This is a genomic window from Streptomyces xingningensis, assembly GCF_054957865.1.
On sequence record NZ_JBDJPF010000005.1, the window covers coordinates 1 to 26,345 of the forward strand.

At 71.3% G+C, this 26,345-nt stretch carries 24 protein-coding genes and 1 pseudogene; 16 read left to right on the plus strand and 9 right to left on the minus strand.

All coding sequences use genetic code 11. The features are described 5' to 3' along the window. Nucleotides 1-412, plus strand: a pseudogene (locus ABCR83_RS04055) (MarR family transcriptional regulator); the annotation flags it as partial. A gap of 76 nt (nt 413-488) precedes the next feature. Here the strand turns inward: ABCR83_RS04055 and ABCR83_RS04060 are convergent. Beyond that, nucleotides 489-1,094, minus strand: a complete 606-nt coding sequence (locus ABCR83_RS04060) for a hypothetical protein (RefSeq protein WP_462693372.1) — start codon at nt 1,092-1,094, stop codon at nt 489-491. Nucleotides 1,095-1,261: 167 nt separating this feature from the next. Continuing rightward, on the minus strand, nt 1,262-2,464 hold the full coding sequence (locus ABCR83_RS04065; RefSeq protein ID WP_462693373.1) for an FAD-dependent monooxygenase: 1,203 nt from the start codon (nt 2,462-2,464) through the stop codon (nt 1,262-1,264). Between the two features lie 107 nt (nt 2,465-2,571). On the opposite strand from ABCR83_RS04065, the gene ABCR83_RS04070 reads away from it, so the two are divergent. Next, entirely contained in the window at nt 2,572-3,288 is a 717-nt protein-coding gene (locus ABCR83_RS04070; RefSeq protein ID WP_462693374.1) for a TetR/AcrR family transcriptional regulator, read from the plus strand. 37 nt (nt 3,289-3,325) lie between these two features. On the opposite strand, the gene ABCR83_RS04075 is transcribed toward ABCR83_RS04070, so the two are convergent. Together ABCR83_RS04075 and ABCR83_RS04080 are read right to left on the minus strand one after the other, a co-directional pair. Beyond that, the gene (locus tag ABCR83_RS04075) at nt 3,326-3,796 is read right to left on the minus strand and encodes a cupin domain-containing protein (protein ID WP_462693375.1); all 471 of its coding nucleotides are present in this window, start codon (nt 3,794-3,796) and stop codon (nt 3,326-3,328) included. Nucleotides 3,797-3,983: 187 nt separating this feature from the next. Then, nucleotides 3,984-4,520, minus strand: coding sequence for an HNH endonuclease (locus tag ABCR83_RS04080; protein ID WP_462693376.1), 537 nt, complete (start codon nt 4,518-4,520; stop codon nt 3,984-3,986). 257 nt (nt 4,521-4,777) lie between these two features. Here ABCR83_RS04080 and ABCR83_RS04085 point away from each other — a divergent pair, with 257 nt between their 5' ends. From ABCR83_RS04085 to ABCR83_RS04125, 9 genes are all read left to right on the plus strand, one after another. Continuing rightward, nucleotides 4,778-5,890: a mechanosensitive ion channel family protein gene (locus ABCR83_RS04085; protein ID WP_462693377.1), complete on the plus strand. Its 1,113-nt coding sequence runs from the start codon at nt 4,778-4,780 to the stop codon at nt 5,888-5,890. A gap of 216 nt (nt 5,891-6,106) precedes the next feature. Beyond that, nucleotides 6,107-7,228, plus strand: coding sequence for an ROK family transcriptional regulator (locus tag ABCR83_RS04090; RefSeq protein ID WP_462693378.1), 1,122 nt, complete (start codon nt 6,107-6,109; stop codon nt 7,226-7,228). Between the two features lie 76 nt (nt 7,229-7,304). Continuing rightward, a complete protein-coding gene (locus tag ABCR83_RS04095) occupies nt 7,305-8,558 on the plus strand; it encodes a 6-phospho-beta-glucosidase (RefSeq protein WP_462693379.1) in 1,254 nt (417 codons plus the stop codon). Continuing rightward, nucleotides 8,549-9,535 carry an N-acetylglucosamine kinase gene (locus ABCR83_RS04100; protein ID WP_462693380.1) on the plus strand — a complete coding sequence of 329 codons (987 nt, stop codon included), beginning with the start codon at nt 8,549-8,551 and terminating at the stop codon, nt 9,533-9,535. The genes ABCR83_RS04095 and ABCR83_RS04100 overlap by 10 nt, the downstream gene beginning before the upstream one ends. A gap of 362 nt (nt 9,536-9,897) precedes the next feature. After that, nucleotides 9,898-10,308, plus strand: coding sequence for an apotyrosinase chaperone MelC1 (gene melC1 / locus ABCR83_RS04105; RefSeq protein WP_462693381.1), 411 nt, complete (start codon nt 9,898-9,900; stop codon nt 10,306-10,308). Nucleotides 10,309-10,387: 79 nt separating this feature from the next. Then, on the plus strand, nt 10,388-11,212 hold the full coding sequence (gene melC2 / locus ABCR83_RS04110) for a tyrosinase MelC2 (RefSeq protein WP_462693382.1): 825 nt from the start codon (nt 10,388-10,390) through the stop codon (nt 11,210-11,212). A 283-nt stretch (nt 11,213-11,495) separates the two neighbouring features. Next, complete coding sequence (locus ABCR83_RS04115; RefSeq protein ID WP_462693515.1) at nt 11,496-12,842, plus strand: hypothetical protein; 1,347 nt, start codon at nt 11,496-11,498, stop codon at nt 12,840-12,842. Nucleotides 12,843-12,877: 35 nt separating this feature from the next. After that, complete coding sequence (locus ABCR83_RS04120; protein ID WP_462693383.1) at nt 12,878-13,843, plus strand: glutamate ABC transporter substrate-binding protein; 966 nt, start codon at nt 12,878-12,880, stop codon at nt 13,841-13,843. Nucleotides 13,844-13,964: 121 nt separating this feature from the next. Further along, on the plus strand, nt 13,965-15,284 hold the full coding sequence (locus ABCR83_RS04125; RefSeq protein WP_462693384.1) for a hypothetical protein: 1,320 nt from the start codon (nt 13,965-13,967) through the stop codon (nt 15,282-15,284). A 10-nt stretch (nt 15,285-15,294) separates the two neighbouring features. Here the strand turns inward: ABCR83_RS04125 and ABCR83_RS04130 are convergent, their stop codons facing one another. Further along, a complete protein-coding gene (locus ABCR83_RS04130; protein WP_462693385.1) occupies nt 15,295-15,636 on the minus strand; it encodes a hypothetical protein in 342 nt (113 codons plus the stop codon). On the opposite strand from ABCR83_RS04130, the gene ABCR83_RS04135 reads away from it, so the two are divergent. The 5 genes from ABCR83_RS04135 (at nt 15,635) to ABCR83_RS04155 (ending at nt 21,865) form a co-directional block, all read left to right on the plus strand. Continuing rightward, entirely contained in the window at nt 15,635-17,773 is a 2,139-nt protein-coding gene (locus tag ABCR83_RS04135; protein WP_462693386.1) for a serine/threonine-protein kinase, read from the plus strand. The two genes, ABCR83_RS04130 and ABCR83_RS04135, sit on opposite strands and share 2 nt — an antisense overlap. Nucleotides 17,774-17,776: 3 nt before the next feature. Next, entirely contained in the window at nt 17,777-18,949 is a 1,173-nt protein-coding gene (locus tag ABCR83_RS04140) for a protein phosphatase 2C domain-containing protein (protein WP_462693387.1), read from the plus strand. A 110-nt stretch (nt 18,950-19,059) separates the two neighbouring features. Further along, on the plus strand, nt 19,060-20,388 hold the full coding sequence (locus ABCR83_RS04145; RefSeq protein ID WP_462693388.1) for a vWA domain-containing protein: 1,329 nt from the start codon (nt 19,060-19,062) through the stop codon (nt 20,386-20,388). Between the two features lie 53 nt (nt 20,389-20,441). Beyond that, nucleotides 20,442-21,401, plus strand: coding sequence for an FHA domain-containing protein (locus tag ABCR83_RS04150; RefSeq protein WP_462693389.1), 960 nt, complete (start codon nt 20,442-20,444; stop codon nt 21,399-21,401). Nucleotides 21,402-21,460: 59 nt separating this feature from the next. Then, entirely contained in the window at nt 21,461-21,865 is a 405-nt protein-coding gene (locus ABCR83_RS04155) for a globin (protein WP_462693390.1), read from the plus strand. A gap of 5 nt (nt 21,866-21,870) precedes the next feature. On the opposite strand, the gene ABCR83_RS04160 is transcribed toward ABCR83_RS04155, so the two are convergent. The 4 genes from ABCR83_RS04160 to ABCR83_RS04175 all read right to left on the minus strand — a co-directional run bounded on the left by ABCR83_RS04160 (nt 21,871) and on the right by ABCR83_RS04175 (nt 26,314). Beyond that, nucleotides 21,871-22,593 carry a hypothetical protein gene (locus ABCR83_RS04160; protein ID WP_462693391.1) on the minus strand — a complete coding sequence of 241 codons (723 nt, stop codon included), beginning with the start codon at nt 22,591-22,593 and terminating at the stop codon, nt 21,871-21,873. Beyond that, entirely contained in the window at nt 22,590-23,027 is a 438-nt protein-coding gene (locus tag ABCR83_RS04165; protein ID WP_462693392.1) for an acyl-CoA thioesterase, read from the minus strand. Before ABCR83_RS04165 ends, ABCR83_RS04160 begins: the two co-directional genes overlap by 4 nt. 2 nt (nt 23,028-23,029) lie before the next feature. Further along, on the minus strand, nt 23,030-24,694 hold the full coding sequence (ettA, locus tag ABCR83_RS04170; protein ID WP_462693393.1) for an energy-dependent translational throttle protein EttA: 1,665 nt from the start codon (nt 24,692-24,694) through the stop codon (nt 23,030-23,032). A gap of 180 nt (nt 24,695-24,874) precedes the next feature. Beyond that, nucleotides 24,875-26,314, minus strand: a complete 1,440-nt coding sequence (locus ABCR83_RS04175) for a Cys-Gln thioester bond-forming surface protein (RefSeq protein WP_462693394.1) — start codon at nt 26,312-26,314, stop codon at nt 24,875-24,877. Between the last annotated feature and the right edge of the window lie 31 nt (nt 26,315-26,345).

Genomic DNA, 26,345 nt, shown 5'->3' on the forward strand with positions numbered 1-26,345 from the left:
CGACCCCCGCATGACTCTCTCGGCCGCCGAATGCTCCGCCCTCGAACCCCTCGCCACCGACTGGTTCCAACGAGGCACCCCCACCGCGGAGTTCACCCGCGCCCTCACCACCGGCCTCCCCGAAACCGTCCACTCCGCAGGCGCCTTCGCCCGCAAACGCCTCACCGCCAAAATGCCGCCCGAACTCCCACCGGTACCGCCCACCACCAACCCCGCGCTCACCATGGAATGCACCAACTGTGCCGTCCCCGGCCCGCCCGAAGCCCTCCCCGGCGGCCTCTGCCGCACCTGCCACAACGACCACCACACACAAAACCCGGTTGAACCATCACAAATCGCGGACGTCCGCAGCCGGGTCGACCGGCTACGCGCCATGGTCCGCGACCGCCCCCGCATGCCGCGTCGCCCATAAACGCCAAACGCCATCGGCATCGCGGCGGCCGAACCCGCCAGCCGCGATGCCGCAACAAGGCCACTACCGCATAAGACTACGGCTGGAACGCGCAGTTGGTGAAGCGGTAACCCCGCAGATCCGGATTGGACATGGATTTCCAGCTCCAGAAGAAGGACACATATCCCCCACGCGGAATCGTGGACTTCGCCTTGCTGTCAACCATGGGGAAAGATGTCGGCAACGTACCGTGGAAGTTGTAAGTCCGCTTCTGCTTCTGCTGGGCCGGGGTGACCTTGGCCTCGACGCCCTCGGCGAAGATCTGCGTCTTGAAGTTGACAAAGTCCTTGCCGCCGTTGACCTTTTTGTTCAGGGCGACCTTCCACTGAATCCCGTTCCGCATCGACTCATTGAGAGTCACATCGGCCGTGTAGAACTTATACGTGCCCTGGCACTTCGGCAGGTTGTAGGGGCCCACCGACTTCGGGGCCGCCTTCAGGTCGCTCCGCAGCTTGGCGGCCAGGGAGCCCGAGGAGAGGTTTGCCGATCCGCTGCCCTGGGATATTCCGCTGTCGCCCAACTGCTGTACCAGCGCGGCTATCTGGGCGTCCTCGGACTTCGGGTTCGGCTTGGCGGCGGCCGCATCCGCGCCGCCCGCCGTCGTGAATACCAGCGCCGCACCGCAAGCGGCTACCGCCGCCACGCGCAGACGGGATGTTCTGTTCCGCATCGAAGAAAGCAAGACGTCCTCCTGGCAAATGTGTCGCCGAGCCGTTGCGTGGGCCACGCGAACTCGATCTCCGGCTCGGGCAATGCACCGTACCCGAATGCGAACATGACACACGCCAAGGGTTCGCCAAGAGGGACCACTCACCCCCCGTGCCCGACCGGGCGCAGCTCGGCCGGATAGTCGGGCAGGTCCGCCACGCTGCTGACCTTCTGCCCCACCGCGAGCATCCGGTTCAGCAGGAAGGGCCTGGACAGCAGGCCGTTGCGCAGCCGCAGACCCATTGCCGTGCCGGGGGCGAGGAACTTGCCCGTGCGGTCGCCGCCCTTCTGGCAGCCCTGGGCGTAGTCGCGCAGCAGGGCCTCGTACCGGGCGAAGGCGGTGCGGTGGTCACCGTCGGCCCGGGCGAGTTCGCCGGCCAGCACATAGGCGGCGACCATCGCGGTCCCGGTGCCCATGCCGCCGATGGTGGCCCCGCATGCGGCGTCGCCGACGAGAGCGATCCGCCCGGTGGACCAGGTGTCCACATCCGCCCGGCTGATCGAGTCGAAGTGCAGCTCGGGGGCCTGGCGCAGCGAGTCCAGCAGGCGTGGCACCTCCCAGCCGAGGCCGGAGAAGGCGTCTACGATCAGCCGCTTCTGCTGTTCCGGGTCTTGGCGGTCGTACGACAGCTCGGGGGCGGCGAAGACGAAGAAGGCCCCCGCCGGCTCGGGGTTTGCGTGGCCGGCGCCGATGGAGGCGAATCGGCCCGGGGTGTTGTAGCCGATCGAAGTCCCCCGCAGGCCGAGGTAGTTGGGCAGCTCCCAGGTGGCGGCGTAGTGGCCAAGGTGGCGTACGTATGCCTGCTCGGGGCCGAAGGCGAGGCGGCGGACATTGGAGTGCAGCCCGTCCGCGCCGATCACCAGGTCAAACTCGCGTGAGGCGCCGTTGCGGAAGTCGGCCCGGACGCCGGTCGGGGTCTCGGTGAGGGCGGTGATCGAGTCGCCGAAGATGTACTCGGTGCGGGGCAGGCCGTGCTCGTACAGCACCCGGGCCAGGTCGCCGCGGAGTACCTCCAGCTCGCCGCCGGCGAACTCGGCCGGGAGGTGCAGCAGTTGCCGGCCGACTTCGTCGACAAAGCTGATCGGGCCGCCGCCGGTCTGGATCCGGCGCAGCTCGGGCAGTATGCCCATCCGTTCCAGCACGGTCAGATGTGTCTCACCGCGGAAGTCGACGGCCTGGCCGCCGCCGCGCAGGGCGGGGGCCAGCTCGACGACCGTGGGCCGGAGGCCGTACCGCCCCAGCCAGTAGGCCAGCGCCGGGCCGGCGACGCCGGCGCCGGAGATGAGGACGGTCTTGTTGCCCATTGGTCACTCCCCCATGAGAACTGCGTCCGATGGACACGGTTAATTACTGTGTACCTTAGACACAGTTCAGTCGGCCGGGCAAGACCGAAGAGGAAAGGGCGCCGCATATGGGCGAGAAACATGCCGAGACGGCACGGTTGTTGTGGGGCTCCCGCCCCGGACCCGCGCGGGGCCCCAAGCCGACACTCGACCTCGACCGCATCGCGGAGGCCGGGATCAAGATCGCCGATGCCGAGGGTCTGGCGGCCGTGTCCATGCAGCGGGTGGCCGCCCTGCTGGACGTCACCAAGATGGCGCTCTACCGATATGTGCCCGGCAAGGCCGAGTTGGTGGCCGTGATGGTGGATGCCGCCCTCGGTCCGGCCCCGGCCGGAGACGAGCAGCACGGCGGCTGGCGGGAGCAGCTCGAGGATTGGGCCCACCGGCTGTTCGCCGGCTTCCGCGGGCACCCCTGGGTGCTGGACGCCACCGTCGGCCCCCGGGTCATGGGCCCCACCGAGCTGACCTGGATGGAACGGGCCGTCTCCGCACTGGACGGGACGGCCCTCAGCGGTGCCGAGCGGGTGGACGCCACCGTGCTGCTCGCCGGTCATGCGCGGGGAATCGCCCAGCAGGCCCGCGCGTCAGGCCCGGCGGGCGACCCCGAGGAGCAGCTCGGCGCCATCCTCGGGGAGCTGATGCGGGAGCACGGTGAGCGCTTTCCCGCGCTCACCGCCGCGCTCGCCTCGGCTGACCGGTCCGGCGAGCGGGACCAGGCCTGGGAGTTCGGCCTGCAGCGCATCCTGGACGGTCTGGCGGTGCTCATCGACCGGCGCTCCCGCTGAACGGGCCGATGTTCCCCGCACCGAGGAGCTGGAGCGGCTACCGCCCGGCGGGGTGGAAGTCGTAGGGCAGTTCGTCGTAGACGTAGTAGACGCAGTCGGCGCCCGGAGCGCACTTGCCCCAATGCACCGCCTTGCCCGGGTAGTTCAGGTAGTCCCCGGCGCCGACCCGGAAGGTCTTGTGGCCCTTGACGTTCCAGAGCATGGTGCCGGAAACCCCGACCACCCGCTCCGGGCTGGTGTGCCAGTGGGGAGAGAACGGCGTCCCCGCCTTGAGCACGAACATGGCCTCCGACGGGCCGGTCTTGGGGTTCCCCGAGAGCTGGGTGTAGGTGCACCCCTTCAGGCCCTCGCACGGAGTGCCAACCCCATGGCGGTGGTGCTTGTAGACGACCTTCCGGTGCGCGGCGGAGACCGGTTCACCCTGCGCGGAGGCGACTCCGCTCAGGGTGACGCCCAAGGCCATGGCCCCCAACAGGGCCGGCTTCCAACGGCGACGAATACGCGACATCTCAACTCCCTGGCTGACGCAGCTGATCGCTGATGCACCGCAGCCACATTCGGACTGCAGTCCGCTTAGCTTAGCGGACTTCGGTCCGTTTGTTGAATGGGGTTCTTTTCGCCGAGCGGCGTCTTCGCGCCCGAGGGCACCACAAGGGACCGGGCCACCGCCCGCATACGACGATGGCCCGGTCCTCTCAGGCAGAGATGCCGTCGATCCGGGCCATCGCGTCTTCCGCGCCGTATGCCTCCAAGTAAGGCAACCAGCGCGGGTCCCTATGCCCTGTGCCGATGATGCGCCAGGCGAGGCCCGAGGGCGGCGCGGGCTGATGGCGGAGCCGCCAGCCCAGTTCGGAGACATGGCGGTCGGCCTTGACGTGGTTGCAGCGGCGGCACGCCGCCACCACGTTCTCCCAGGCGTGCTGGCCGCCTCGGCTGCGCGGGATGACGTGATCGACGCTGGTTGCGACGCCACCGCAGTACGCGCAGCGCCCGCCGTCACGGGCGAAGAGTGCACGACGGGTGAGCGGAACGGGGCCCCGAAAGGGGATTCGCACAAAGCGCTTGAGCCTGACGACGCTGGGTGCGGGGATGGTGCAGGTTGCGCTGTGCAGATAGGCGCCGGTGTCCTCGAGACTGATGGCCTTCTCATTGAGGACGAGTATGAGCGCGCGGCGGAGCGGTACGACGCCGAGCGGCTCGTACGACGCGTTGAGGACCAGGACGTGCGGCACGGATGCCTCCTTGTACGCCGGCGGCGCGTGGCTCGCGCCGGGACGATCTCCTGCAAGTGTCCCCTGGTCCCCGGCCGTGGCGCCACCATCGGCGGGTAACGGGTCACAGGTGTTTTGTGACACACCTCGGTCATCCCCGCCCAGGATTCGCCCCACTTCGAACACAACAACGGACCACCCGTCCTGCCCCGTTAGTGTGGTGGGTCTGCCCGCGTCGCCGCCCGACACGGGTGAGTCCATCACGAAGGGTTTCCGCTGTGTTCTGGTCCGCTGCCGTGGCAGCCACCGACTCGACGCCCCTCCCCCAAGCTCTCGGCTCCGCTCGTGCCGGAGGGACCCCCGACTCCTCCCTGCACGAGGCGCAGCGGACGGCGGACAACGCCGCGGGCTGGGTCGAGGAGAACTGGTCCATCTGGCTCAGCAACGGTCTGCGCATCATCCTGATCCTGGTGATCGCGGTCGTCCTGCGCTCGCTGATACGGCGCGCGATCACCAAGCTCATCGCCCGGATGAACCGCACCGCCCAGGCGGTCGACCACACGGCCCTGGGCGGGCTGCTGGTGAACGCCGAGCGCCGCCGGCAGCGCTCGGAGGCCATCGGCTCGGTGCTGCGCAGCGTCACCTCGTTCCTGATCATGGGCACGGCGGCGCTGACGGTGCTCTCCGTGCTCAAGATCAACCTTGCTCCGCTGCTGGCCAGCGCGGGCGTGGCGGGTGTCGCCATCGGTTTCGGCGCCCGGAATCTGGTCACCGACTTCCTGTCCGGCGTCTTTATGATCCTGGAGGACCAGTACGGGGTCGGGGACGAGATCGATGCGGGGGTGGCCACCGGCACGGTCGTCGAGGTCGGGCTGCGGGTCACCAAGCTGCGCGGCGCCAACGGCGCCATCTGGTACGTGCGCAACGGCGAGGTCAAGCGCATTGGCAACCTCAGCCAGGGCTGGGCCACCGCCGAGGTGAATGTCACCCTGCGTTATGACGAGGACCTCGGCCGGGCCCGCGAGGTGATCGCGCAGGTGGGCGAGGAGATGGCCAAGAGCGCGCCCTGGGACGAGAAGCTCTGGGAGCCCGTCGAGGTGATGGGCCTGGACTCGCTGGCCCTGGACTCGGTGGTGGTCCGCGTCCAGGCCAAGACCGCACCGGGCGAATCGGCGGCGGTCGAGCGCGAGCTGCGCTGGCGGATCAAGGGCGCGCTGGACGCGGCGGGCATCCGCCTGGGCGCCGCCCAGCCCGCGCCGGAGGACGAGCCCGGTGCCGATGCCGGCGCAAGCGTGACGGCCCCCTCGGCACTCGGCAACCCGAACTCCCCGCAGTCGATGGCCACGGCGCCGATACCGACACAGCCGCCGGGGGCTCCCCTGGACAAGTGAGCAGTCGAGCGAGTGCCCCGGCGCGGACCGCACCGGGGCGCTTTTGTTTGTAGTCCCCATTGACGTGGTGCGGGGGCGTGGTTAGCGTTCCCGGAGACCAATAGGAAAGTTTCCTAACAGTCTTCTCAGCAGCCCTCACGGTCCTTTCAACAGTCCTCCGACAGATGGGCAGCCGTCTTGGCCGGACCTCCCGGAACGCCGCGCCTCCTGCGGGCCATGAACGACCGCACCGCGCTCGAGCTGCTCATCGCCCACGGCCCGCTGACCCGCACCCGGCTCGGCGAGCTGACCGGGCTGTCCAAGCCCACCGCCGCCCAGTTGCTCGCCCGGCTGGAGACCGGCGGCCTGGTCCGCCGCACCGGCAATCTCACCGGCCGGCCCGGCCCCAACGCCCAGCTGTACGAGGTCGATCCGGCCATCGCCCATGTCGCCGCGCTCACCGTGCACCCGCACGGGATCACGGCGGCCGTCGCGGACATCACCGGCCGCATCACCGGCCGGCACCGCCTCGTGGCAGAGGCGACCCCCGAGCGCGCCGCCGCGGCCGTCGCCGCGGCGCTCGCCGACGCCGGGCTCGACCGGGACGCGCTGCACCGCACCGTCATCGGCACCCCCGGCGCACTCGATCCGCGCACCGGGACGCTGCGCTACGCGCCGCACCTGCCGGGCTGGCAGTCCCGCACGCTCCGCGCCGACCTCGCCGAGGCGACCGGGGCACCCGTGGTCGTCGAGAACGACGTCAACCTCGCCGCCGTCGCCGAGCAACACCACGGCGCGGCCCGGGACTTCGAGGACTTCGTCCTGCTCTGGGCCGACCGGGGCGTGGGCGCCGCCATCGTGATCGGCGGCAGGCCGCTGCGGGGCGCGACCGGCGGCGCGGGCGAGATCGGCTATCTGCCGCTGCCCGGTTCGCCACTGCAGCGCGACGGCGGAGCGGACGGTTCCTGCGGCGGCTTCCAGGAGCTCATCGGCGCCCCCGCGGTGCTCCGACTCGCCCGGGCGCGCGGCCTGGCGGCCGCCACCGCCACCGAGGCCCTGACCCGGGCGGCCGCCACGCCGGGCCCCGGTGACGCCGTCCTCACCGAGCTGGGACGGCGGCTGGCCACCGGGCTGGCGGCGGTCGTCGCCGTGGTGGACCCGGAGCTCGTGGTGCTCTCCGGCGCGGTGTGCCGGGCGGGCGGCGAGCGGCTGCGGGCGGTGGTCGAGGAGGAGCTGACCGGACTGGCCCTGCCCCGGCCCCAGTTGCGGCTGAGCAGCGTCGAGGGCTCCCCGATCCTCACCGGCGCGCTGCGGACCGCGCTCGCCGGCGCCCGCCGGACCGTCTTCGACACCACCTGAGACAGACTCCTACCTCGGATACCTCGGATACCTCGGACGTGAGACAGACCCCACCTCGGACAAAGGCCCGGTGCTCATGAAGCTCGCAGTGGTCGGCGGAGGCTCGACCTACACCCCCGAACTCATCGACGGCTTCGCCCGGTTGCGCGAGGTGCTGCCGCTGACCGAGCTGGCGCTGATCGACCCGGCGGCGGACCGGCTGGCCCTGGTCGGCGGGCTGGCCCGGCGGATCTTCGCCAAGCAGGGCCATCCGGGCCGGATCTCCTGCACCGCCGACCTCGACGCGGGGGTGGACGGCGCGGACGCCGTGCTGCTCCAGCTGCGCGTCGGCGGGCAGGCGGCCCGCAACGAGGACGAGACCTGGCCGCTGGAGTGCGGGTGCGTGGGGCAGGAGACCACGGGCGCGGGCGGGCTCGCCAAGGCCCTGCGCACGGTGCCGGTGGTGCTCGACATCGCCGAGCGGGTACGGCGCCGCAACCCACGGGCCTGGATCGTGGACTTCACCAACCCGGTCGGCATCGTGACCCGCGCACTGCTGACCGCCGGGCACCGGGCGGTCGGGCTGTGCAATGTGGCGATCGGCTTCCAGCGGAAGTTCGCCAAGCTGCTCGGCGTCCCGCCGCACCGGGTGGCACTGGAGCATGTGGGGCTCAACCACCTCAGCTGGGAGCGGGCGGTGCACATCGACGGCACCGATGTGCTGCCCCGGCTGCTGGCCGAGCACGGCGCGGCGGTCGCGGACGACCTGCGGATGCCGCGCGAGCTGCTGGACCGGCTGGGGGCGGTGCCCTCGTACTATCTGCGCTACTTCTACCAACACGACGCAGTGGTACGGGAGTTGCGGGCCAAGCCGTCACGGGCGGCGGAGGTGGCCGCGATCGAGCGCGAGTTGCTGGCCCAGTACGCCGACCCGGCACTCGACGAGAAGCCGGAGCTGCTGGCCAGGCGGGGCGGCGCCTACTACTCGGAGGCGGCGGTCGCGCTGGCCTCCTCGCTGCTGCTCGACACCGGCGACGTACAAGTGGTCAATGCGTTCAACGACGGCACCCTGCCGTTCCTGCCCGAGGACGCGGTCATCGAGGTGCCCGCCGCGGTGGACGCACGGGGCGCGCACCCGCTGCCGGTACGCCCGTTGGAGCCGCTGTACGCCGGGCTGGTGGCGAGCGTCACCGCCTATGAGCGGCTGGCGCTGACGGCGGCGCTCGAGGGCGGACGGGACCGGGTCTTCGCGGCGCTGCTGGCCCACCCGCTGATCGGCCAGATCGAGTATGCGGACAAGCTGACCGACGAGCTGATCGCGCACAACCGGGAGCATCTGGCGTGGGCCTGAGCGGCACTCTGCTCGCCATCGACGCGGGCAACAGCAAGACGGACGTGGCCCTGCTGGACACCGACGGCACCGTTCTGGCCACCGCCCGCGGCGGAGGGTTCCGCCCGCCGGCGGTGGGCACCGAACGTGCGGTGGGCACCCTGGCCCGGCTGGTCGCGGCGGTGGCCGGCCGGGCGGGGCTGCCGATGCCGCCGGAGGTGACGCACGTCCAGGCCTGCCTGGCCAACGCCGATCTGCCCATCGAGGTGGAGCGGTTGACGGAGCAGCTCGAGGGCCGCGGCTGGGGCCGTACGGTCACCGTCGTCAATGACGCCTTCGCCCTGCTGCGCGCCGGGCTGCCGGACGGCCCGGAGCCGAGGGGCGTGGCGGTGGTGTGCGGGGCGGGCATCAACTGCGCGGGGCTGGCCCCGGGCGGGCGCAGCGCCCGCTTCCCCGCCCTGGGGCGGCTGTCCGGCGACTGGGGAGGCGGGGCGCATCTGGCCGCCGAGGCGCTGTGGTGGGCGGCGCGCGCGCATGACGGGCGGGGTGAACCGACCGTGCTCGCCCGGGCGTTGCCCGCGCACTTCGGGCTGGCGAGCATGACGGAGCTGGTGGAGGCCCTGCATCTGGGAGTGCTGCCGGTGGTGCGGCGGCACGAACTGGTGCCGGTGCTCTTCGCGGTGGCCGCCGAGGGTGACCCGATCGCGCGGACGATCGTGGACCGGCAGGGGGAGGAGGTCGTCGCCATGGCCGCGATCGCCCTCAGCCGGCTGGATCTGCTGGGCGCCGAGGCGCCCGTGGTGCTGGGCGGCAGCATCCTGGCGGCGCGTCATCCGCTGCTGCACGACCAGGTGGTGGGACTGCTGGCGGAGCGCGCGCCGCGGGCCGTACCGGTGGTGGTCGGCGCGCCGCCGGTACTGGGCGCCGGGCTGCTGGCCCTGGACCGGGCCGGGGCGAAGGACGCCGCGTACGCGCGGCTGCGCGCGCGGTTCGGCTGAGTCCGGTACCGGTTCACGCCATGTTCACGTCGTGAGAGGCGTCACCGCACGGCGGCATTCGCCGAAGATCTTCCCGTCGCGATCATCAATTGATGAAGATCCTTCTGACGCTTGCGTCAATAGCGGGAATGGGCAGAAATTCCTGCCCCGGCATTGGTTGACCGTTCATACACCGAATGTCCGTATTCGGGCCAACCATTTCTGCCCCTCAGCACGGGCGTGCGAGCATCCGCCCTGCATGGATTGATCACGAAATACCAGGCACGCCAAGACACATCGGGAAAAGCCGTCCGACATAAGGGCATTCCCGAATTTTCGTGACAACTCCTGCTCCGGACACCGTTTCCCGAGGGGATATCCGTATGTCTTCCAACCCCACCCGTCGCATTGTGCTCAGGGGAACCGCCGCTGCCGCTGCCGCGGCAGGTGTCGCGCTGGCCGCTCCGGCGGTGGCCTCCGCCGCACCCGCCATGGACATGGACCACATGGGCCACGACGGCCACATGGGCCAGCTGCCCATGCCCTTCGACGAGCTGTACCAGGGCCGCCACATCGTCGGCAAGGCCGCCGAGCCGGGCAGCCACGGCGCCCATCACGGCGGCGGCTTCTCCGTCTTCATCGACGACCAGGAACTGCACCTGATGCAGAACGCCGACGGCACCTGGATCAGCGTGGTCAACCACTACCAGACCTTCGCCGACCCGCATGCCGTGGCCCGCGCCGCCGTCGACAAGCTGCGGGGCGCCACGCTCGTCCCGATCGTCACCGCCTGACCGGCTGCCGTTCATCCGGCCCCGGCAACCCCGGCAACCCCGGCAACCCCGGCAACCCCGACACTACAAGGACACCCCCATGGCAGTACGCAAGAACCAGGCGGAGCTCCCGGCCACCGAGAAGCGGGCCTTCGTCAACGCGCTCCTCGAGCTCAAGCGCAGCGGGCGCTATGACGACTTCGTCAAGACCCACAACTCGTTCATCGTGAGCGACACCGACAACGGCGAGCGGGTGGGCCACCGTTCGCCCTCCTTCCTCCCCTGGCACCGCCGGTTCCTGATCCAGTTCGAGCAGGCGCTGCAGTCCGTGGACTCCTCGGTGACGATCCCCTACTGGGACTGGACCGTGGACCGCACCACCGGCGCCTCCCTCTGGGGCGCCGACTTCCTCGGCGGCAACGGCCGGTCCCGCGACAGCCAGGTGACCACCGGCCCGTTCGCCTATGGCGGCGGCAAGTGGCCGATATCCGTGAGCGTCGACAACCGCCCGTATCTCCAGCGCGAGTTGGGTGCCTCGGTCGCCCAACTGCCCACCAGAGCCGAGGTGGACTCGGTGCTCGCCATGTCCACCTATGACATGGCCCCCTGGAACAGCGCCTCCAACGGCTTCCGGAACCACCTGGAGGGGTGGCGCGGGGTGAACCTGCACAACCGCGTCCATGTGTGGATAGGCGGCCAGATGGCCACCGGTGTGTCGCCGAACGACCCGGTCTTCTGGCTGCACCACTGTTTCATAGACAAGCTGTGGGCGGACTGGCAGCGCAGGCATCCCGGCTCGCCCTATCTGCCGGGCAGCGCCGTCCCCAATGTGGTGGACCTCGACAAGACCATGAAGCCGTGGAACAACATCACCCCGGCGGACCTGCTGAACCACACCGCGTTCTACACCTACGACCGGGCCTGATCCCCGGGCGCGGAACCGTTTCACGTCCGGCGTGCGTGAACGCAAACGGAAGGCCCGCGCGGACCTCGGTGAAGATCGCGATCTGAACAAGATCACTGCATAACCGGTGTTTTTGTCAGTCCCTGCGGCCATACTGCTGGCCAGGCTTCCGTACCCGCCCCGCACCAGGGGCGGCGGGGCGCCACCAGCGACCAAGGGGGGGCACGTGTCACCACCGCAACAGGCCGGCACCGCCCCGGGCCCACGCCCGGGGCTCGCCTTGTTCCGCGAGGGCCTCACCCGGATGCGGACGGCCGCGACCACGACCGAGCCCGGGCGGCTGCGGGTCATCGGCGCGGTCCTGGCGGTGCTGTTGGTGGTGTTCGGCGCGGTCACCGCCTGGCAGGTCTCCAGCCGCTCGACGGCGGCCGATGCGGTGGTGGACCACAGCCAGCCGCTGAGCGCCGCGGCCGCGGACATCTACCGCTCGCTCGCCGATGCCGACACCACCGCCGCCACCGGCTTCCTGGCGGGCGGCCAGGAGCCGCCCACGGTCCGGCAGCGCTATGAGAAGGACATCTCCACCGCGTCCGAGCTCCTGGTGAAGGCGGCCGCCAACGCCGGCGGCTCGGCCACCGAGCGGCAGCAGATAGCCACCATCAACCGGCAACTCCCGGTCTACACCGACCTGGTGGCCTCCGCACGCGCCAACAACCGCAAGGGCCTGCCGCTGGGCGGCGCCTATCTGCGGTACGCCAGCGACCAGATGCGGGTGGAGCTGCTGCCCGCCGCCCGCCGGCTCTACGAGGCCGAGACCGCCCGGCTCGGCGCCGACTACGGCGACGCCAAGTCCTGGCCATGGGCCGCGCTGGCGACCGGGGTGCTCGCCCTCGGCGCGCTCGGCTGGACCCAGCGCCGCCACTACCGGCGCACCAACCGGGTGTTCAACCAGGGCCTGTTGGCCGCCACCGCCGCCACCGCGGTGGCGCTGCTGTGGCTGACCGTCGGGCATGCGGTGGCCCGCGCCGACCTGACAGACTCCTCCACGCATGGCGCCAAATCGCTGCAGGTGCTCAACACCGCCCGGATCAGCTCGCTCCAGGCGCGCGGCGCGGAGAACCTCACCCTGGTGGCCCGCGGCGCCGTCCTCACCGCGAAGAACACCGATAAGTACGAGGAGGACTACCGCACCAACATGGGCGCCCTGGTCGGCGATCAGGGCGAGGACCACGGCGACGCCGCGGTGGGCGGGAGCCTGCTGGCCCGGGCCTACGATCTCGCGGACGGCGACACCGGCCGCGAGGCGGTGCACCAGGCGATCCAGGGCGTACGGGAGTGGCAGCAGCGGCACCTGACGGCCCGGGCCACCGACGACGCCGGGCTCTACGACAAGGCGCTGCCGCAGGTGATCGGCAAAAAGAACAGCACCGGCGAGTCCTTCGACGAAAAGAACAGCACTGGCGAGTCCTTCGACCGGGTGGACACCGAGCTGCGCAAGGCGCTGGACCACGAACAGGGCGAGTTCCACCGGTACGCCGACCAGGGCCGCGGGGCCCTCACCGGCCTGGCCCTGGGGGCCGGGGCGCTGGCCGTACTGGGGGTGCTGGGCACGGTGCTCGGCATCGGCCGCAGACTGACGGAGTACCGATGACCAGGGGAGGCGACAGCATGCGCGAGCGTAGGGTCATGAGTTCGAAGACGGCGGCCGTGGCGGCGGGCGTTGTCTGTGCGCTGGCCGCGCTGGCCGCCACCCTGCTGCCCACCCATGCCTCCGGTCCCGGCCGCACGGCCCCCGCCCGGGCGGCGACGCCCCTCATCCCGGCCGCCACCAAGCAGTGCACGGACCCGGAGGCCAGCCTGCGGCCGTCCACCGCGGACGGCACGGCCGTGCAGCGGATCAAGGCGCGCGGCAGGCTCATCGCGGGCGTCGACCAGAACAGCTACCTCTGGGGCTTCCGCGACCCGGCCACCGGCGAGCTGAACGGCTTCGACATCGACCTGGTGCGGGCCATCGCCAAGGAGATCCTCGGCGACCCGGACAAGGTCACCTTCCTGACGATCCCCACCAGCCAGCGCATCCCCGCGCTGAAGGCCGGCAAGGTGGACATCGTCGCCCGCACCATGACCGTCAACTGCGAGCGCATCGGCGAAGTCTCCTTCTCCACCGCCTACTTCGAGGCGGGCCAGCAGCTGCTGGCCCCCAAGGACACCACGATCAAGGGGTTCGACGAGGCATCCCTGCACGGCCGCAAGGTGTGCGCCGCCACCGGTTCCACCGCCGAGACCGCCCTGAAGGAGGAGTTGCGGAAGAACCCGCGCTTCACCACCGTGCAGCCGGTGCCCAACCAGCTCGACTGCCTGGTGCGGCTCCAGCTCGGCCAGGTCGATGCGGTGCTCACCGACAACGCCCTGGCCGCCGGGCAGGCGGCCCAGGACCCGTCCGTGGGACTCGTCGGCAAACCGTTCACCACCGAGTTCTACGGCGTGGCGATGAACCTCGACGCCACAGACCTGGTACGCCGGGTCAACGCAGTACTGGAGGACTACCGCCGCGGCGGTTCCGACAGCCCCTGGATGGTGGCCTACCGCAAGTGGCTGGCCGCCGCCAATCTCAACATCACGGCCCCCCCGGCACCCAAGTACAAGGACTGAGACGGTCTGCCGCAGACTTGAAGCGGCGGACCTGTGTACACCCCACAGCGCAGGACAGCTGACAGGTTTTCGGAGCACCACCCGACGACGCGGCGCAAGCCGCGGACAGGAGAGGGGATCGATGGCGGTCGCGGGACCCACCGGGCCGGCTCTGAGCCGTGAGGAGGTGGACCGTGCGCTGGCGAGGCTCGGCGCGGAACACGAGGCCGTCGAGTCCTCACTGCTCGCCCTCCAGGACCACGCCGGCCGCCGGCTGCTGGAGGGCGCCTCGCTCAGCGGCGTCACCAAGAGCCGGTGGACGGTCGCCGAACAGCTCATCACCCGGCTGTGGGCGTACTTCGACGCCTACACCACCGCACTCACCGCGGCCCGCGAACTGCGCGCCCGCCGCCGCTGGCCCACCCAGAGCGAACTCGGCGAACTCACCGACCTGCTGCGCGGCGAGCGGGTCACGCTGCCCGGCGGCAGCCCCACCGCGACCATGAACGTCCTGGGCGGCGCCCGGCTCAGCGAACAGCTGAGCCTGCAGGAGCTCGTCGACCGGATGAACGGCTGGTACGCCGAGGCGCTCGACGTGGTCGTCATCGCCGACGCCGTGTGGTCCGCGCTGCCCGCCCGCATCGACCTGCTGGCGGCCGAACTCCAGCGCACCCGCTCACTGGCCCACTCGGTGGGGGTGCGCCCCGGCGAACACCCCTCCGGAGACGACCTGGAGCGGATCACCGAGGAGCTGGCCGCCCTGCGGTCCGAGGTGATATCCGATCCGCTCGCCTTCTGGACCGGCGCCTCGCCCAGCTCCGCCCCGGGCGGCGGCCGCCCCGACACCGGCCGCTACGACCGCGCGGCCCGCGCCCTGGAGGAGGTGCGGCGCGAGATCGAGGCTGTGCTCGCCGTGCGGCAGGACGCCGAGCAGCGGCTGATGCGGGTGCGCGATGTGCTCTCCCGCGCGGACCGCACCCTGGGCGAGGCCCGCCAGGCCCGGATCGAGGTGCTGTCCAAGATCGCCGCATCTGTGGTGCCCGCCGTGTCCGGCCCGCCGACCGCACTGTACGAACAGCTGTCGGCCGCCGCCGAGCACCGCAGACGCGCCCAGTGGCACCGCCTCTCGCCACTGCTGGAGGGCCTGGAGCAGCGCGCCGAGGAGGAACTCCTGCGCGCCCGCGAGTCGTTGACCGCGGTGACCGCACCGCTGGCCGTCCGGGCCGAGCTGCGCGGCCGCCTCGACGCATACAAGGCCAAGGCCGCCCGCCACGGGCTGGCGGAGGACCCTTTCCTCATCGAGCGCTATGACGTGGCCCGCCGCATGCTGTGGAGCGCGCCCTGTGATCTGGTGGCCGCCCAGCAGGCCGTGCTGCGTTACCAGCAGGCGATGGCGATGGCGCTGTCACCGCCCACCGGCGGCGCCGGCCAGGGCATCAACGACCGTAGGGGGGAATCATGAGCAATGCCTGTCAGCGGCCGGGCTGCGACGGATCGTACGAGGACGTCGGCGGCGGCGAGTTGTACTGCGACACCTGTGGGCTGGCGCCGGTCGTCTCGCCCAGCGGAATGATCTCCTCGCCGCCCACCGGCATGGCGGGCGGCGGGATCGGCGCCGGGCACAGCTCCCGGGGCTCCGCGCCGTCCTCGCGCTCGACGCGCTCCTCCTCCTCGCGCCGGTCGGTGTCGGGGCGGCTGTCGCACTCGCTGTCCGGCGGTTCGGAGGGCTCGTCCCCGGTGTCGGTGCGCTCCTCCGCGACCTCGGGCTCCGCGGCGTCCGCCCGCAACAAGCTCGGCGCCGGGCTGGTCAGCATGCCGGGCGTGCCACGCCCCGACCCGCGGGCGGCGGTGCTGCAGAACCCCGAGGTGCCCGAGCGCAAGCGGTACTGCAGCAAGAGCGACTGCGGTGCGCCGGTGGGGCGTTCGCGCGGCGACCTCCCGGGCCGCACGGAAGGCTTCTGCACCAAGTGCGGCCACCCGTACTCCTTTGTCCCCAAGCTCGGTCCGGGCGATGTGGTGCACGGGCAGTACGAGGTGGTGGGCTGTCTCGCGCACGGCGGCCTGGGCTGGATCTACCTGGCCATAGACCGTGCGGTGTCCGACCGTTGGGTGGTGCTCAAGGGCCTGCTCGACACCGGCGACGAGGACGCGCTCGCGGTCGCCCTCTCCGAACGGCGCTTCCTCGCCGAGATCGAGCACTCCAACATCGTCCGCATCTACAACTTCGTCGAGCACCTCGACCAGCGGACGGGCAGCCTCGACGGCTACATCGTCATGGAGTACGTGGGCGGCAAGTCCCTCAAGGAGATCGCCAACGAGCGGCGCACCCCGGAGGGCCGCCGCGACCCGCTGCCGGTCGAACAGGCCTGTGCCTATGGCATCGAGGCACTGGAGGCGCTCGGCCACCTGCACAGCCGCAACCTGCTGTACTGCGACTTCAAGGTGGACAACGCCATACAGCAGCAGGACCAGCTCAAGCTCATCGACATGGGCGCGGTCCGGCGGATGGACGACCACGACAGCGCGATCTACGGCACGGTCGGCTACCAGGCCCCGGAGGTCGCCGAGGTCGGCCCGTCCGTCGCCTCCGACCTCTACACCGTCGCCCGCACCCTGGCCGTCCTCACCTTCGACTTCCAGGGCTACACCAACGTCTTCGTGGACAGCCTGCCGGACCCCGACAACATCGAGGTCTTCGCCCGCTACGAGTCCTTCTACCGGCTGCTGGTGCGGGCCACCGACCCCGACCCGGAGCGCCGGTTCGCCTCGGCCGCCGAGATGGCGGACCAGCTGACCGGAGTGCTGCGCGAGGTCGTGGCGCTGCAGTCGGGCAAGCCGCGGCCCGCGCTGTCCACGCTGTTCGGGCCGGAGCCACGGGTCGTGGACAGCACGCTCTTCGAGGAACAGACCGGCGATCCCTCGGAGTTGGGCGCCCGCCGGACCGCGCTGCCGCGGCAGCAGGCGCTGCCGCAGGCCGGTTCGCCCCCCGCACTCCCGCCCAGCCCGGCCCCGGCCGCCGCCCTCGTCCCGCTGGACGCCCGGGCCACCGCCCTCGCCCTGCCGGTGCCCCTGGTCGATCCGGCCGACCCCAACGCCGGTTTCCTGGCCGGCCTGCTGGCCACCAAGCCCGCCGAGCTGTACGCGGCGCTCCAGGCCGCGCCCACCGGCTCGCTGGAGCTGCGGCTGCGCCGCCACCGGGCCCAGCTGGAGCTGGGCGAGGAGACCCACGCCACCCGGGCACTCGCCGGCCTGGAGAGCGAATACCCGGACGACTGGCGCATCATCTGGTACCGCGGCCTGCATTCGCTGGTCATCGGCGACCACGAGACCGCCGCCCTGTCCTTCGACGCCGTCTACGACGCCTTCCCCGGCGAGCCCGCGCCCAAGCTGGCGCTCGGCGTGTGCGCCGAGGTGCTCGGCCAGCTCGACAACGCCGCCGAGTACTACCGCCTGGTGTGGAGCACCGACCGCAGCTTCGTCAGCGCCGCCTTCGGGCTCGCCCGGGTGCTGCTCGCCGCCGGGGACCGCCCCGGCGCGGTGAGCACGCTGGAGTCCGTACCGGAAGCCTCCATCCACTTCACCGCGGCCCGGGTCGCGGCGGTGCGCGCCCGGCTGCGCCGGCGTTCCCCGCAGGAGTGGCTGCGGGAGGATCTGCAGGCCGCCGCCGGGCAGGTGGAGCGGCTCGCCGACTTCGGGCTGGACGCGGTGCGCCGCGAGCGGCTGTCCACCGAGGTGCTGGGCACCGCGCTGGACTGGGTGCTCTCCGGCAGCCCGGGCGGCGCTGCCGGGCCGGGCGCGCTCACCCTGCTCGGCAGCGGAGTGGGCGAGCGGGAGCTGCGCTTCGGGCTCGAGCGCTCGTACCGGGTGCTTGCGCGCCTCGCCCAGCGCGGCGAGGAGAGGATCGAACTGGTGGAGCGGGCCAACCGCTTCCGCCCCAGGACATGGGTGTGATCGATGTCGCAACTGCCGCAACCCGCACAGCTGACGGTGTGTCCCGCCTGCCGTGAACCGCTCGACCCGGCCGACAACTTCTGCGGGCGCTGCGGTGCGGACCTCTCGGCGGCACCGGCGGTGCCCGGCGGCGCGGGGCGGCGGCAGCCGCACCCGGCCGACGGCCCGGCGGCGGGCGACTACCGGCTCGCCCCACCGGGCTCCGCCGGAGTGCCCGTGCAGACGGCACACGACGCGACGGAGCCGGCCGGCACCGCACCTCCCTGCGCGGCCTGCCGGTCCGGCATGATCGACAAAGACGGGTACTGCGAACACTGCGGGCATGCACAGCCGCGCGAACGGGATCACATGGAGCACCAGACGGCAGGCGTCGCCGCGGTCAGCGACCGAGGCCTGCGCCACCATCGCAACGAGGACGCCTACGCCGTGTCCACCACGGCCCTCCCGGACGGCAGTCCGGCCGTCGCCGCCGTCGTCTGCGACGGCGTGTCGTCCGCGGCCCGCTCCGACGAGGCGTCCACCGCCGCGGCCGCCAGCGCCCTGGCCTGCCTGGAGGAGGCGCTGGCCCAGGGCACCCCGGCCCGCGAGGCCACCCACCAGGCGATCGTCAGGGCCGCCGAGGCCGTCAGCTCGCTGGCCACCCCCGGGCACCAGCCGCGCGAACACAGCCGCTACCACCAGGAGAACGCCCCCGCCTGCACCATCGTCAGCGCGGTCATCACCGGCGATCTGCTGACCATCGGCTGGGTCGGGGACAGCCGCGCCTACTGGGTGCCCGACGACCGCGCCACCCAGCCCGCCCGGCTCACCGAGGACGACTCCTGGGCCGCCCAGATGGTGGCCGCCGGGCTGCTGTCCGAGGCCGAGGCGTACGCGGACGAGCGCGCGCACGCCATCACCGGCTGGCTCGGCGCGGACGCCTACGAGGTCGAGCCGCACACCGCGGCCTACCACCCCGACCGGCCCGGCGTGGTCGTGGTGTGCACCGACGGCCTGTGGAACTACGCGGAAACCGCCGAGCAGATGGCCGCCGTGGTGCCGCCCGACGCCCGCTCGCACCCGCTGGTGAGCGCCCGCCGGCTGGTGGGCCACGCCCTCGACGGCGGGGGCCACGACAACGTAACGGTGGCGGTGCTGCCGTTCCCCGCTCGGCCCGAAGGGGCAGGATCGGCCTGACGTCCCGAGCGTCCACGGGGGGATATACGCCGGTGCCGGCCACGGCACCGCGCGTCCTTCCGCCCGTCAATTGCCTTGTGAACACGTGCAGTTACGAAGGAGCGGAACGGATGCCCAACTTCTCCAAGCCGAGCGTGCCGCAATTCTCGGTCGACGTGTACCAGAACGCCTACCTCCCCGAAGGCGGCCGCGAGGTCAATGCGATCGTCACGGTCACCTCCACCGGAGGCGCCAGTCTGGGCACGGGCACGGCCGCCGCGAACGCCGCGAACAGCGCTGTGGTCATCATGGTCGACTGCTCCGGCTCCATGGACTACCCGCCCACCAAGATGCGCAACGCCCGCGACGCCACGGCCGCCGCCATCGACGCGCTGCGCGACGGCGTCTCCTTCGCCGTCGTCGCGGGCACCCACCAGGCCCAGGAGGTCTACCCGGGGACGGGCCGGCTCGCCAAGGCCGACGACACCACCCGCGCCCAGGCCAAGGGAGCGCTGCGCAAGCTCAGCCCGGGCGGCGGCACCGCCATCGGCACCTGGCTGCGCCTCGCCGACCGGCTGCTCTCCTCCTCCGACGCCTCCATACGCCACGGCATCCTGCTCACCGACGGCCGCAATGAGCACGAGGAGCCCCAGGCACTGCGGGCGACCCTGGACGCCTGTGCCGGGCGGTTCACCTGTGATGCCCGCGGGGTGGGGACGGACTGGGAGGTCAAGGAGGTCACCGGCATAGCCTCGGCCCTCCTGGGCACCGCCGACATCGTCGCCGACCCGGCCGGGCTGGCGGCGGACTTCACGCGGATGATGGAGTCCGCGATGGGCAAGGAGGTGGCGGACGTCGCCCTTCGGCTGTGGACCCCGCAGGGCGCCGAGGTGATGTTCGTCAAGCAGGTCGCCCCGGCCATGGAGGAGCTGACCGACCGCCGCGCGGAGGCCGGACCCCGCGCGGGCGACTACCCGACCGGCGCCTGGGGCGACGAGTCGCGCGACTACCACGTGTGCGTACGGGTGCCCGGCGCGGCCGTGGGCCAGGAGATGCTGGCCGCCCGCGCCTCCCTGGTGCTGCCCGTCCCGGAGGGCACCTCGCCGCAGGTGCTGGCGCAGGGGCTGATCCGGGCGGTGTGGACGGACGATCTGGCGGCATCGACCTCCATCAACCCCCAGGTCGCGCACTACACGGGCCAGGCCGAACTGGCCCAGGTCATCCAACAGGGCCTGGATCTGCGCAAGTCGGGGGACATGGACGGGGCGACCGCCAAGCTCGGCCGGGCCGTGCAGCTGGCCAGCCGGTCGGGCAACGAGGACACCGCCAAGCTGCTGGCGAAGGTGGTGGACGTGGTGGACGCGGCGACCGGTACTGTGCGGCTGAAGGCGAAGGTCACCGCGGAAGCGGAGATGACGCTGGAGACGCGCTCCACCAAGACGGTCCGCGTCAAGAAGTGAAGCGACCGGGTCACTTGTCCGCGGGACACGGCTCACGAGGGGGATAGACCGACATGCCGACCTGCCCGAACGGCCACCAGTCGGTGGCCGACGACTGGTGCGAGATGTGCGGCCACCGGATCTCCGGGGGCGCCGCGCCCACGGGTTCCGTCCCTCCGCCGCCACCACCCCCGCCGCCCTATCCGGGTCCGGCCGCCGACCCCACCATGCAGGCGCAGCTGTGCCCGCAGTGCCGCACGCCCCGGGAGGCGCAGGCCCCCTTCTGCGAGGAGTGCCGCTACAACTTCGTGATGCAGACGGCCTCTTCGTACCAGCCGCCGCCACCCCCGCCGCAGTTCCAGTCGGCCCCGCCGCCTTCGCAGCACCCCACCCAGCCGTCGCAGACCTTTGAGTACCGCGGCTCGTCCCAGGTCAACCGCGAGGCGGAGCCGCTGACTCCGGAGCCCTCGGCGCAGTCCTACCAAGGTTCCCCCGGGGGCTCTCCCGGGGGAACCTTCGAAGGCGATGGCGACTGGGTGCTGTCCCCGCCCAGCGCCCCGCCGGTGCCGCCCCAGTACGGCTATGAGCAGGGTCCGCAGTCGGCGGCGGAGGCCGCCCCGGTGCCCGGGGGCGGCTGGTTCGCGGTCATCGCACCCGACCGCGACTACTTCCGGTCGATGATGAACCGCAGCGGCCCGGAGGCGGCCGGGCTGAACCTGCCCGCCTACTCCCCGGAGCAGCAGGTTCCGCTCATCGGCCCCCAGGTCACCATCGGCCGCCGCCGGCACAGCACGGGCGAGTCGCCCGACATCGACCTCGCGCGCCCGCCGGAGGATCCCGGCGTCTCGCACCAGCACGCCCTCCTCGTGGAACAGCCGGACGGCAGCTGGGCGGTGGTCGACCAGAAGTCCACCAATGGCACCAGCATCAACGGCTCCGAGGACGCCATCACGCCCTATGTCCCCGTCCCGCTGCACGACGGCGACCGGGTGCACGTCGGGGCCTGGACGACGATCACGGTGCGCCGGGGCTGAAACGGGGGCGAAGTCCTACGACGGGAGTCCTCCGCCGGGTCGTCTGCGACGATGGAAGGGTGAATGAGATTCCGCGCGGCACGCTTCAGGAGCAGACCTTCTACGAACAGGTCGGCGGCGAGGAGACCTTCCGGCGCCTGGTCCACCGTTTCTACCAGGGCGTGGCGGAGGACCCGCTGCTGCGACCGATGTACCCGGAGGAGGACCTCGGTCCGGCCGAGGAGCGCCTGGCGCTGTTCCTCATGCAGTACTGGGGCGGCCCGCGCACCTACAGCGAGAACCGCGGCCACCCACGGCTGCGGATGCGGCACGCCCCGTTCACCGTGGACCGCGCCGCACATGACGCCTGGCTGCGGCACATGCGCACCGCGGTGGACGAGCTGGAACTTGCCCCGGCCCACGCCGAGGAACTGTGGCGCTATCTGACCTACGCCGCCGCCACCATGATCAACCAGCCGGGCTGACTCACCTACACCGGTGTAACCGACAACCCCTGACCCCCATCCCCACGAACCGCAATCGACCCATACGGTGTCCGCAACCGCAACCAGCCACCGGCGGCGAACAACGCCAACGGCTCCGGGGCGAGCGTCGCCACACCCCCCGCACGCCCCGCCGCGGCCCGGGTATCGACGGAGCGCAGAAAACCCAGCGACTGAGCCGCATGCACGGCCCGCAGCGGCAACCCGGTGTCACCGAGCGTCCGCGACCAGATCTCCCGGCCGATGCGATCACGCTCGACCCGGGTGCGTCGTTGCTCGGGAAGCGCCTCGTCGCGGGCGCGGAACTCGGCGACGGCCGCGGCGACCGCGGCCCGCACGGCCTCCACGCCCAGGCTCGCCACCGGCTGCCAGCCGCCGCGCGGCGGCAGCACCCCGGCCCAGGGCGGCCCGGTGACGGGCTCGGGGACGACGGCCTCCTGGCCGGACCCGGCGTCCAGCGCGTCCATCAGCCGTCCCGCCGACACGGTCACGTCGAACGCCCCGTCATCGGCGGCCAGCCGGGCCGTGCGGATCGCCAGCACCTCGAAGGACGGCGGCCGGCCGAAGATGCCGAGCACCCCGCTGCCCGCCTGGAGGCGGACCACGGCGGCCCGGTCGTAGTGGATCAGCCGGGCCAGGAAGGCGGCCAGACCGGCCGCCTCCCCGGCATCGGCGAGGCACAACCGCTGCCCGTGCGGGGACGCCGTCATGCTGCGGCGGCCTCCTTCGCGGGCTCCTCGCCGTCCCGGAACCTCTCCAGGAACGCCCGTTCCTCGGCGGTGATCCGCCGCGGGCGCCCCGCCGTGAAGTCGAACGGTACGACGACGGTGGCGGCCCGTGCGTACACCTGGTCGTCGTCCTTGACCTCGCAGGCCACGGTCAGCGATGCGCCGCCGAGCTTCGTCACCCAGGTCTCGACGGTCACCGGTGCATACCGGTACACCAGGGGATTCAGGTAGTCGATCTCATGCCGGGCCACGACGGACCCACCCGCGAAGGACCCGCTCCCCTCCCCGGGCGCCAGCCGGAACATGAAGTCGATCCGCGCCTCTTCGAGGTAGCGGACGAAGACCGCGTTGTTCACATGGCCGAAGGCATCCATATCGGACCAGCGCAGGGGGCAGGAGTAGACGTGGCGCGCCACGATCAGCCCCGGGTCAGCTTCTTGTACGTGGCCCGGTGCGGGCGAGCCGCGTCGGGGCCGAGCCGCTCGATCTTGTTCTTCTCGTAGGACTCGAAGTTGCCCTCGAACCAGAACCACTTGGAGTCGCCCTCGTACGCCAGGATGTGCGTGGCGACGCGATCGAGGAACCAACGGTCGTGGGAGACGACCACGGCCGCGCCGGGGAAGTCCAGCAGGGCGTTCTCCAGCGAGGAGAGGGTCTCGACGTCGAGGTCGTTGGTCGGCTCGTCGAGCAGCAGCAGGTTGCCGCCCTGCTTGAGGGTGAGCGCGAGGTTGAGACGGTTGCGCTCACCGCCGGAGAGCACCCCGGCGGGCTTCTGCTGGTCCGGGCCCTTGAAGCCGAACGCGGAGACATAGGCGCGGGAGGGCATCTCGACATGGCCGACGTTGATGTAGTCCAGCTCGTCGGAGACGACCGCCCACAGCGTCTTCTTGGGGTCGATGTTGGCGCGGCTCTGGTCGACGTAGGAGATCTTGACCGTCTCACCGACCTTGATCTCGCCGGAGTCCGGGGTCTCCAGGCCCTGGATCATCTTGAACAGGGTGGTCTTGCCCGCCCCGTTGGGGCCGATGACGCCGACGATGCCGTTGCGCGGCAGGGTGAAGGACAGGTCGTCGATGAGGACCTTCTCACCGAACGCCTTGGAGAGGTTGTTGACCTCGACCACGATGGAGCCCAGCCGCGGGCCCGGCGGGATCTGGATCTCCTCGAAGTCCAGCTTCCGCATCTTGTCGGCCTCGGCGGCCATCTCCTCGTAACGGGCCAGCCGCGCCTTGGACTTGGCCTGGCGGCCCTTGGCGTTGGAGCGGACCCACTCGAGCTCTTCCTTGAGCCGCTTCTGACGCTTGGCGTCCTTCTGGCCCTCGACCTTGAGGCGGGCGGCCTTGTTCTCCAGGTAGGTGGAGTAGTTGCCCTCGTACGGGTGGGCGCGGCCGCGGTCGAGCTCGAGGATCCACTCGGCGACGTTGTCGAGGAAGTAGCGGTCGTGGGTGATGGCCACCACGGTGCCTGCGTACTTGGCGAGGTGCTGCTCCAGCCAGTTCACCGACTCGGCGTCGAGGTGGTTGGTGGGCTCGTCGAGCAGCAGCAGGTCGGGGGCCTCGAGCAGCAGCTTGCAGAGCGCGACGCGGCGCTTCTCGCCACCGGAGAGGTTGGTGACCTGCCAGTCGCCGGGCGGGCAGCCGAGGGCGTCCATGGCCTGTTCGAGCTGGGCGTCGAGGTCCCAGGCGTTGGCGTGGTCGAGCTCCTCCTGGAGCTTGCCCATCTCCTCGAGCAGCGCGTCGGAGTAGTCGGTCGCCATCTGCTCGGCGATCTCGTTGAAGCGGTCGAGCTTGCCCTTGGTCGCCGCGACGCCGTCCTGGACGTTCTCCAGGACCGTCTTGTTCTCGTCGAGCTCGGGCTCCTGCATCAGGATGCCGACGGTGTAGCCCGGGGAGAGGAAGGCATCGCCGTTGGAGGGCTGCTCCAGACCGGCCATGATCTTGAGGACGGTGGACTTACCGGCGCCGTTCGGGCCGACCACACCGATCTTCGCGCCGGGCAGGAAGCTCAGCGTCACGTCATCGAGGATGACCTTGTCGCCGTGCGCCTTGCGCGTCTTGCGCATGGTGTAGATGTACTCAGCCAAGAGAAACCGTCCGGCAATCGAGAAGGGCCAATGTGCGGCTCCGCCGCATGAGGGCAGACGCATCCATCTTGCCGTACGGGCCGCCCCGGGCGGAAACGCGTTATGCCCGGGCGGCGGCGACGTGGTGGCCGGCCGGCCGTGACCGGCCGCCCACCGCGCTGGTGCACTCGCCGTGCGGAGCTACTTGCCGCCCGCCGTCTTCTTCCTGCGGAGCAGGAAGACCGCGGTGCCGCCGACCACGACCAGGGCCGCCGCGGTCCCGGCGATCACCGGGGTGGCGCTGCTGCTGCCGGTGCTGGCCAGGTCGCCGCCCTTCGTGGCGCCGGTGGAACCGCTGGAACCACCGGAACCGCCCGTCGAGCCGTTACCGGGGTGGCCGGAGGGGCTGGGGGTGGCGGAGGATCCCCCGCCGGTGTTCCCGCCGGCGGTGTCGCCGGTCTTGCAGTCCAGGACCCCGGAGAAGGTCTTGGCGAAGCCGTTCGGCCCGGTCACCGTGATCTTGTACGCCTGGTCCTCGCCGACCTTCACCAGGGTGGTCTCGGTCCGGCCCGGACCGGCCGTGTGCTTCTTGCCGTTGATCTCGTAGCCGAAGGCCTCGTCGCCCTTGTTCGCGACGGTGATCTCGACGCCGCCCTTGGCGCAGTCCTTCTTGGCCGAGACCGCCGGGACGGCGCCCTTCTTCGCCCAGTTCGCGGTGGCGACGGCGGAGACGGTGCTCTCGCTGGACCCGGCCAGGATCTGCGTCTGGGTCCTGATGTTGTCGCCGATGAAGGCCCGCCCGACCGGCACCTTGGTGGTGGCCGTGGCCTTGAGCGAGGTGGACCCGTCGGCCGCGGAGGCCGGTACGTCGAAGAAGAGCTGCCCGCCGTTGACGGTCGAGGTGACGGGCTTGCCCGCCTTGTCGACGACCTTCACATTCTTGGCGGCGGCGTCACCGGAGGGGGTGACGGTGACGCTGTCCGCGTTGGTGCGCACCGTGAGCGGTCCCAGCTTCTGGCCGGACTTCCCGGACACGGCGGGCGGGGTGAGGGACAGGGAGGCCTTGGGCTCCGCGAGGTCCTGGGCGTTCTTGAAGAGGTAGTCCGCGAGCTTCTCGGCCGCGGGGTCCCGGGCATCGACCTTGACGCCGTCCGAGTACCGCCAGATGGCGACCTGGGTGCCGGCGGCGGCCAGGTTGGCGTCCAGCGTGCCCGCTCCGGACTTGGCGCCGAGCGCGGCGAGGTCGTTGACCTGCGGGTAGCTGTTCTGGAGGATCCAGCGGATCTTGCCCGCGTTCTTGTTGTTCTCCAGGGACGACTCGCTCCAGCCCACCTCCTTGTACTTGGCGCCGTCCACGGTGTTGGTGAGGATGTCGATGCAGTAGGTCTGCAGCGTGCCGCCGCCGTCGACCTTCATCTCGAACAGGCCCGCCTTGAGGGGGCCGGTCTTGCGCGGGTCCTTCACATAGGCCCCGGAACCGGCCGTGATGTCGCCGAGCGTGGCGGTGACACCACCGGCGTTCTGCGGCGTGTCATCCGCCAGTGCGGGACCGGCGGTGGCTATCGCACCCGCCGCGGCCAGCCCGGTCGTCAGCACGGCCGCGGCAAGACGGGTGATCACCCGTCTCTTCACAGAGTTCATGGATTTCCTTTCGGGCGGGCGCGGAGCACAC

Bases quoted from the DNA above. Each gene is read 5' to 3' on its own strand.
- ABCR83_RS04065 (WP_462693373.1), bottom strand. From the start codon at position 2,464: ATGGGCAACAAGACCGTCCTCATCTCCGGCGCCGGCGTCGCCGGCCCG.
- ABCR83_RS04070 (WP_462693374.1), top strand. From the start codon at position 2,572: ATGGGCGAGAAACATGCCGAGACGGCACGGTTGTTGTGGGGCTCCCGC.
- ABCR83_RS04075 (WP_462693375.1), bottom strand. From the start codon at position 3,796: ATGTCGCGTATTCGTCGCCGTTGGAAGCCGGCCCTGTTGGGGGCCATG.
- ABCR83_RS04090 (WP_462693378.1), top strand. From the start codon at position 6,107: ATGAACGACCGCACCGCGCTCGAGCTGCTCATCGCCCACGGCCCGCTG.
- ABCR83_RS04095 (WP_462693379.1), top strand. From the start codon at position 7,305: ATGAAGCTCGCAGTGGTCGGCGGAGGCTCGACCTACACCCCCGAACTC.
- melC1 (WP_462693381.1), top strand. From the start codon at position 9,898: ATGTCTTCCAACCCCACCCGTCGCATTGTGCTCAGGGGAACCGCCGCT.
- melC2 (WP_462693382.1), top strand. From the start codon at position 10,388: ATGGCAGTACGCAAGAACCAGGCGGAGCTCCCGGCCACCGAGAAGCGG.
- ABCR83_RS04115 (WP_462693515.1), top strand. From the start codon at position 11,496: ATGCGGACGGCCGCGACCACGACCGAGCCCGGGCGGCTGCGGGTCATC.
- ABCR83_RS04120 (WP_462693383.1), top strand. From the start codon at position 12,878: ATGAGTTCGAAGACGGCGGCCGTGGCGGCGGGCGTTGTCTGTGCGCTG.
- ABCR83_RS04125 (WP_462693384.1), top strand. From the start codon at position 13,965: ATGGCGGTCGCGGGACCCACCGGGCCGGCTCTGAGCCGTGAGGAGGTG.
- ABCR83_RS04135 (WP_462693386.1), top strand. From the start codon at position 15,635: ATGCCGGGCGTGCCACGCCCCGACCCGCGGGCGGCGGTGCTGCAGAAC.
- ABCR83_RS04130 (WP_462693385.1), bottom strand. From the start codon at position 15,636: ATGCTGACCAGCCCGGCGCCGAGCTTGTTGCGGGCGGACGCCGCGGAG.
- ABCR83_RS04140 (WP_462693387.1), top strand. From the start codon at position 17,777: ATGTCGCAACTGCCGCAACCCGCACAGCTGACGGTGTGTCCCGCCTGC.
- ABCR83_RS04145 (WP_462693388.1), top strand. From the start codon at position 19,060: ATGCCCAACTTCTCCAAGCCGAGCGTGCCGCAATTCTCGGTCGACGTG.
- ABCR83_RS04150 (WP_462693389.1), top strand. From the start codon at position 20,442: ATGCCGACCTGCCCGAACGGCCACCAGTCGGTGGCCGACGACTGGTGC.
- ABCR83_RS04160 (WP_462693391.1), bottom strand. From the start codon at position 22,593: ATGACGGCGTCCCCGCACGGGCAGCGGTTGTGCCTCGCCGATGCCGGG.
- ABCR83_RS04175 (WP_462693394.1), bottom strand. From the start codon at position 26,314: ATGAACTCTGTGAAGAGACGGGTGATCACCCGTCTTGCCGCGGCCGTG.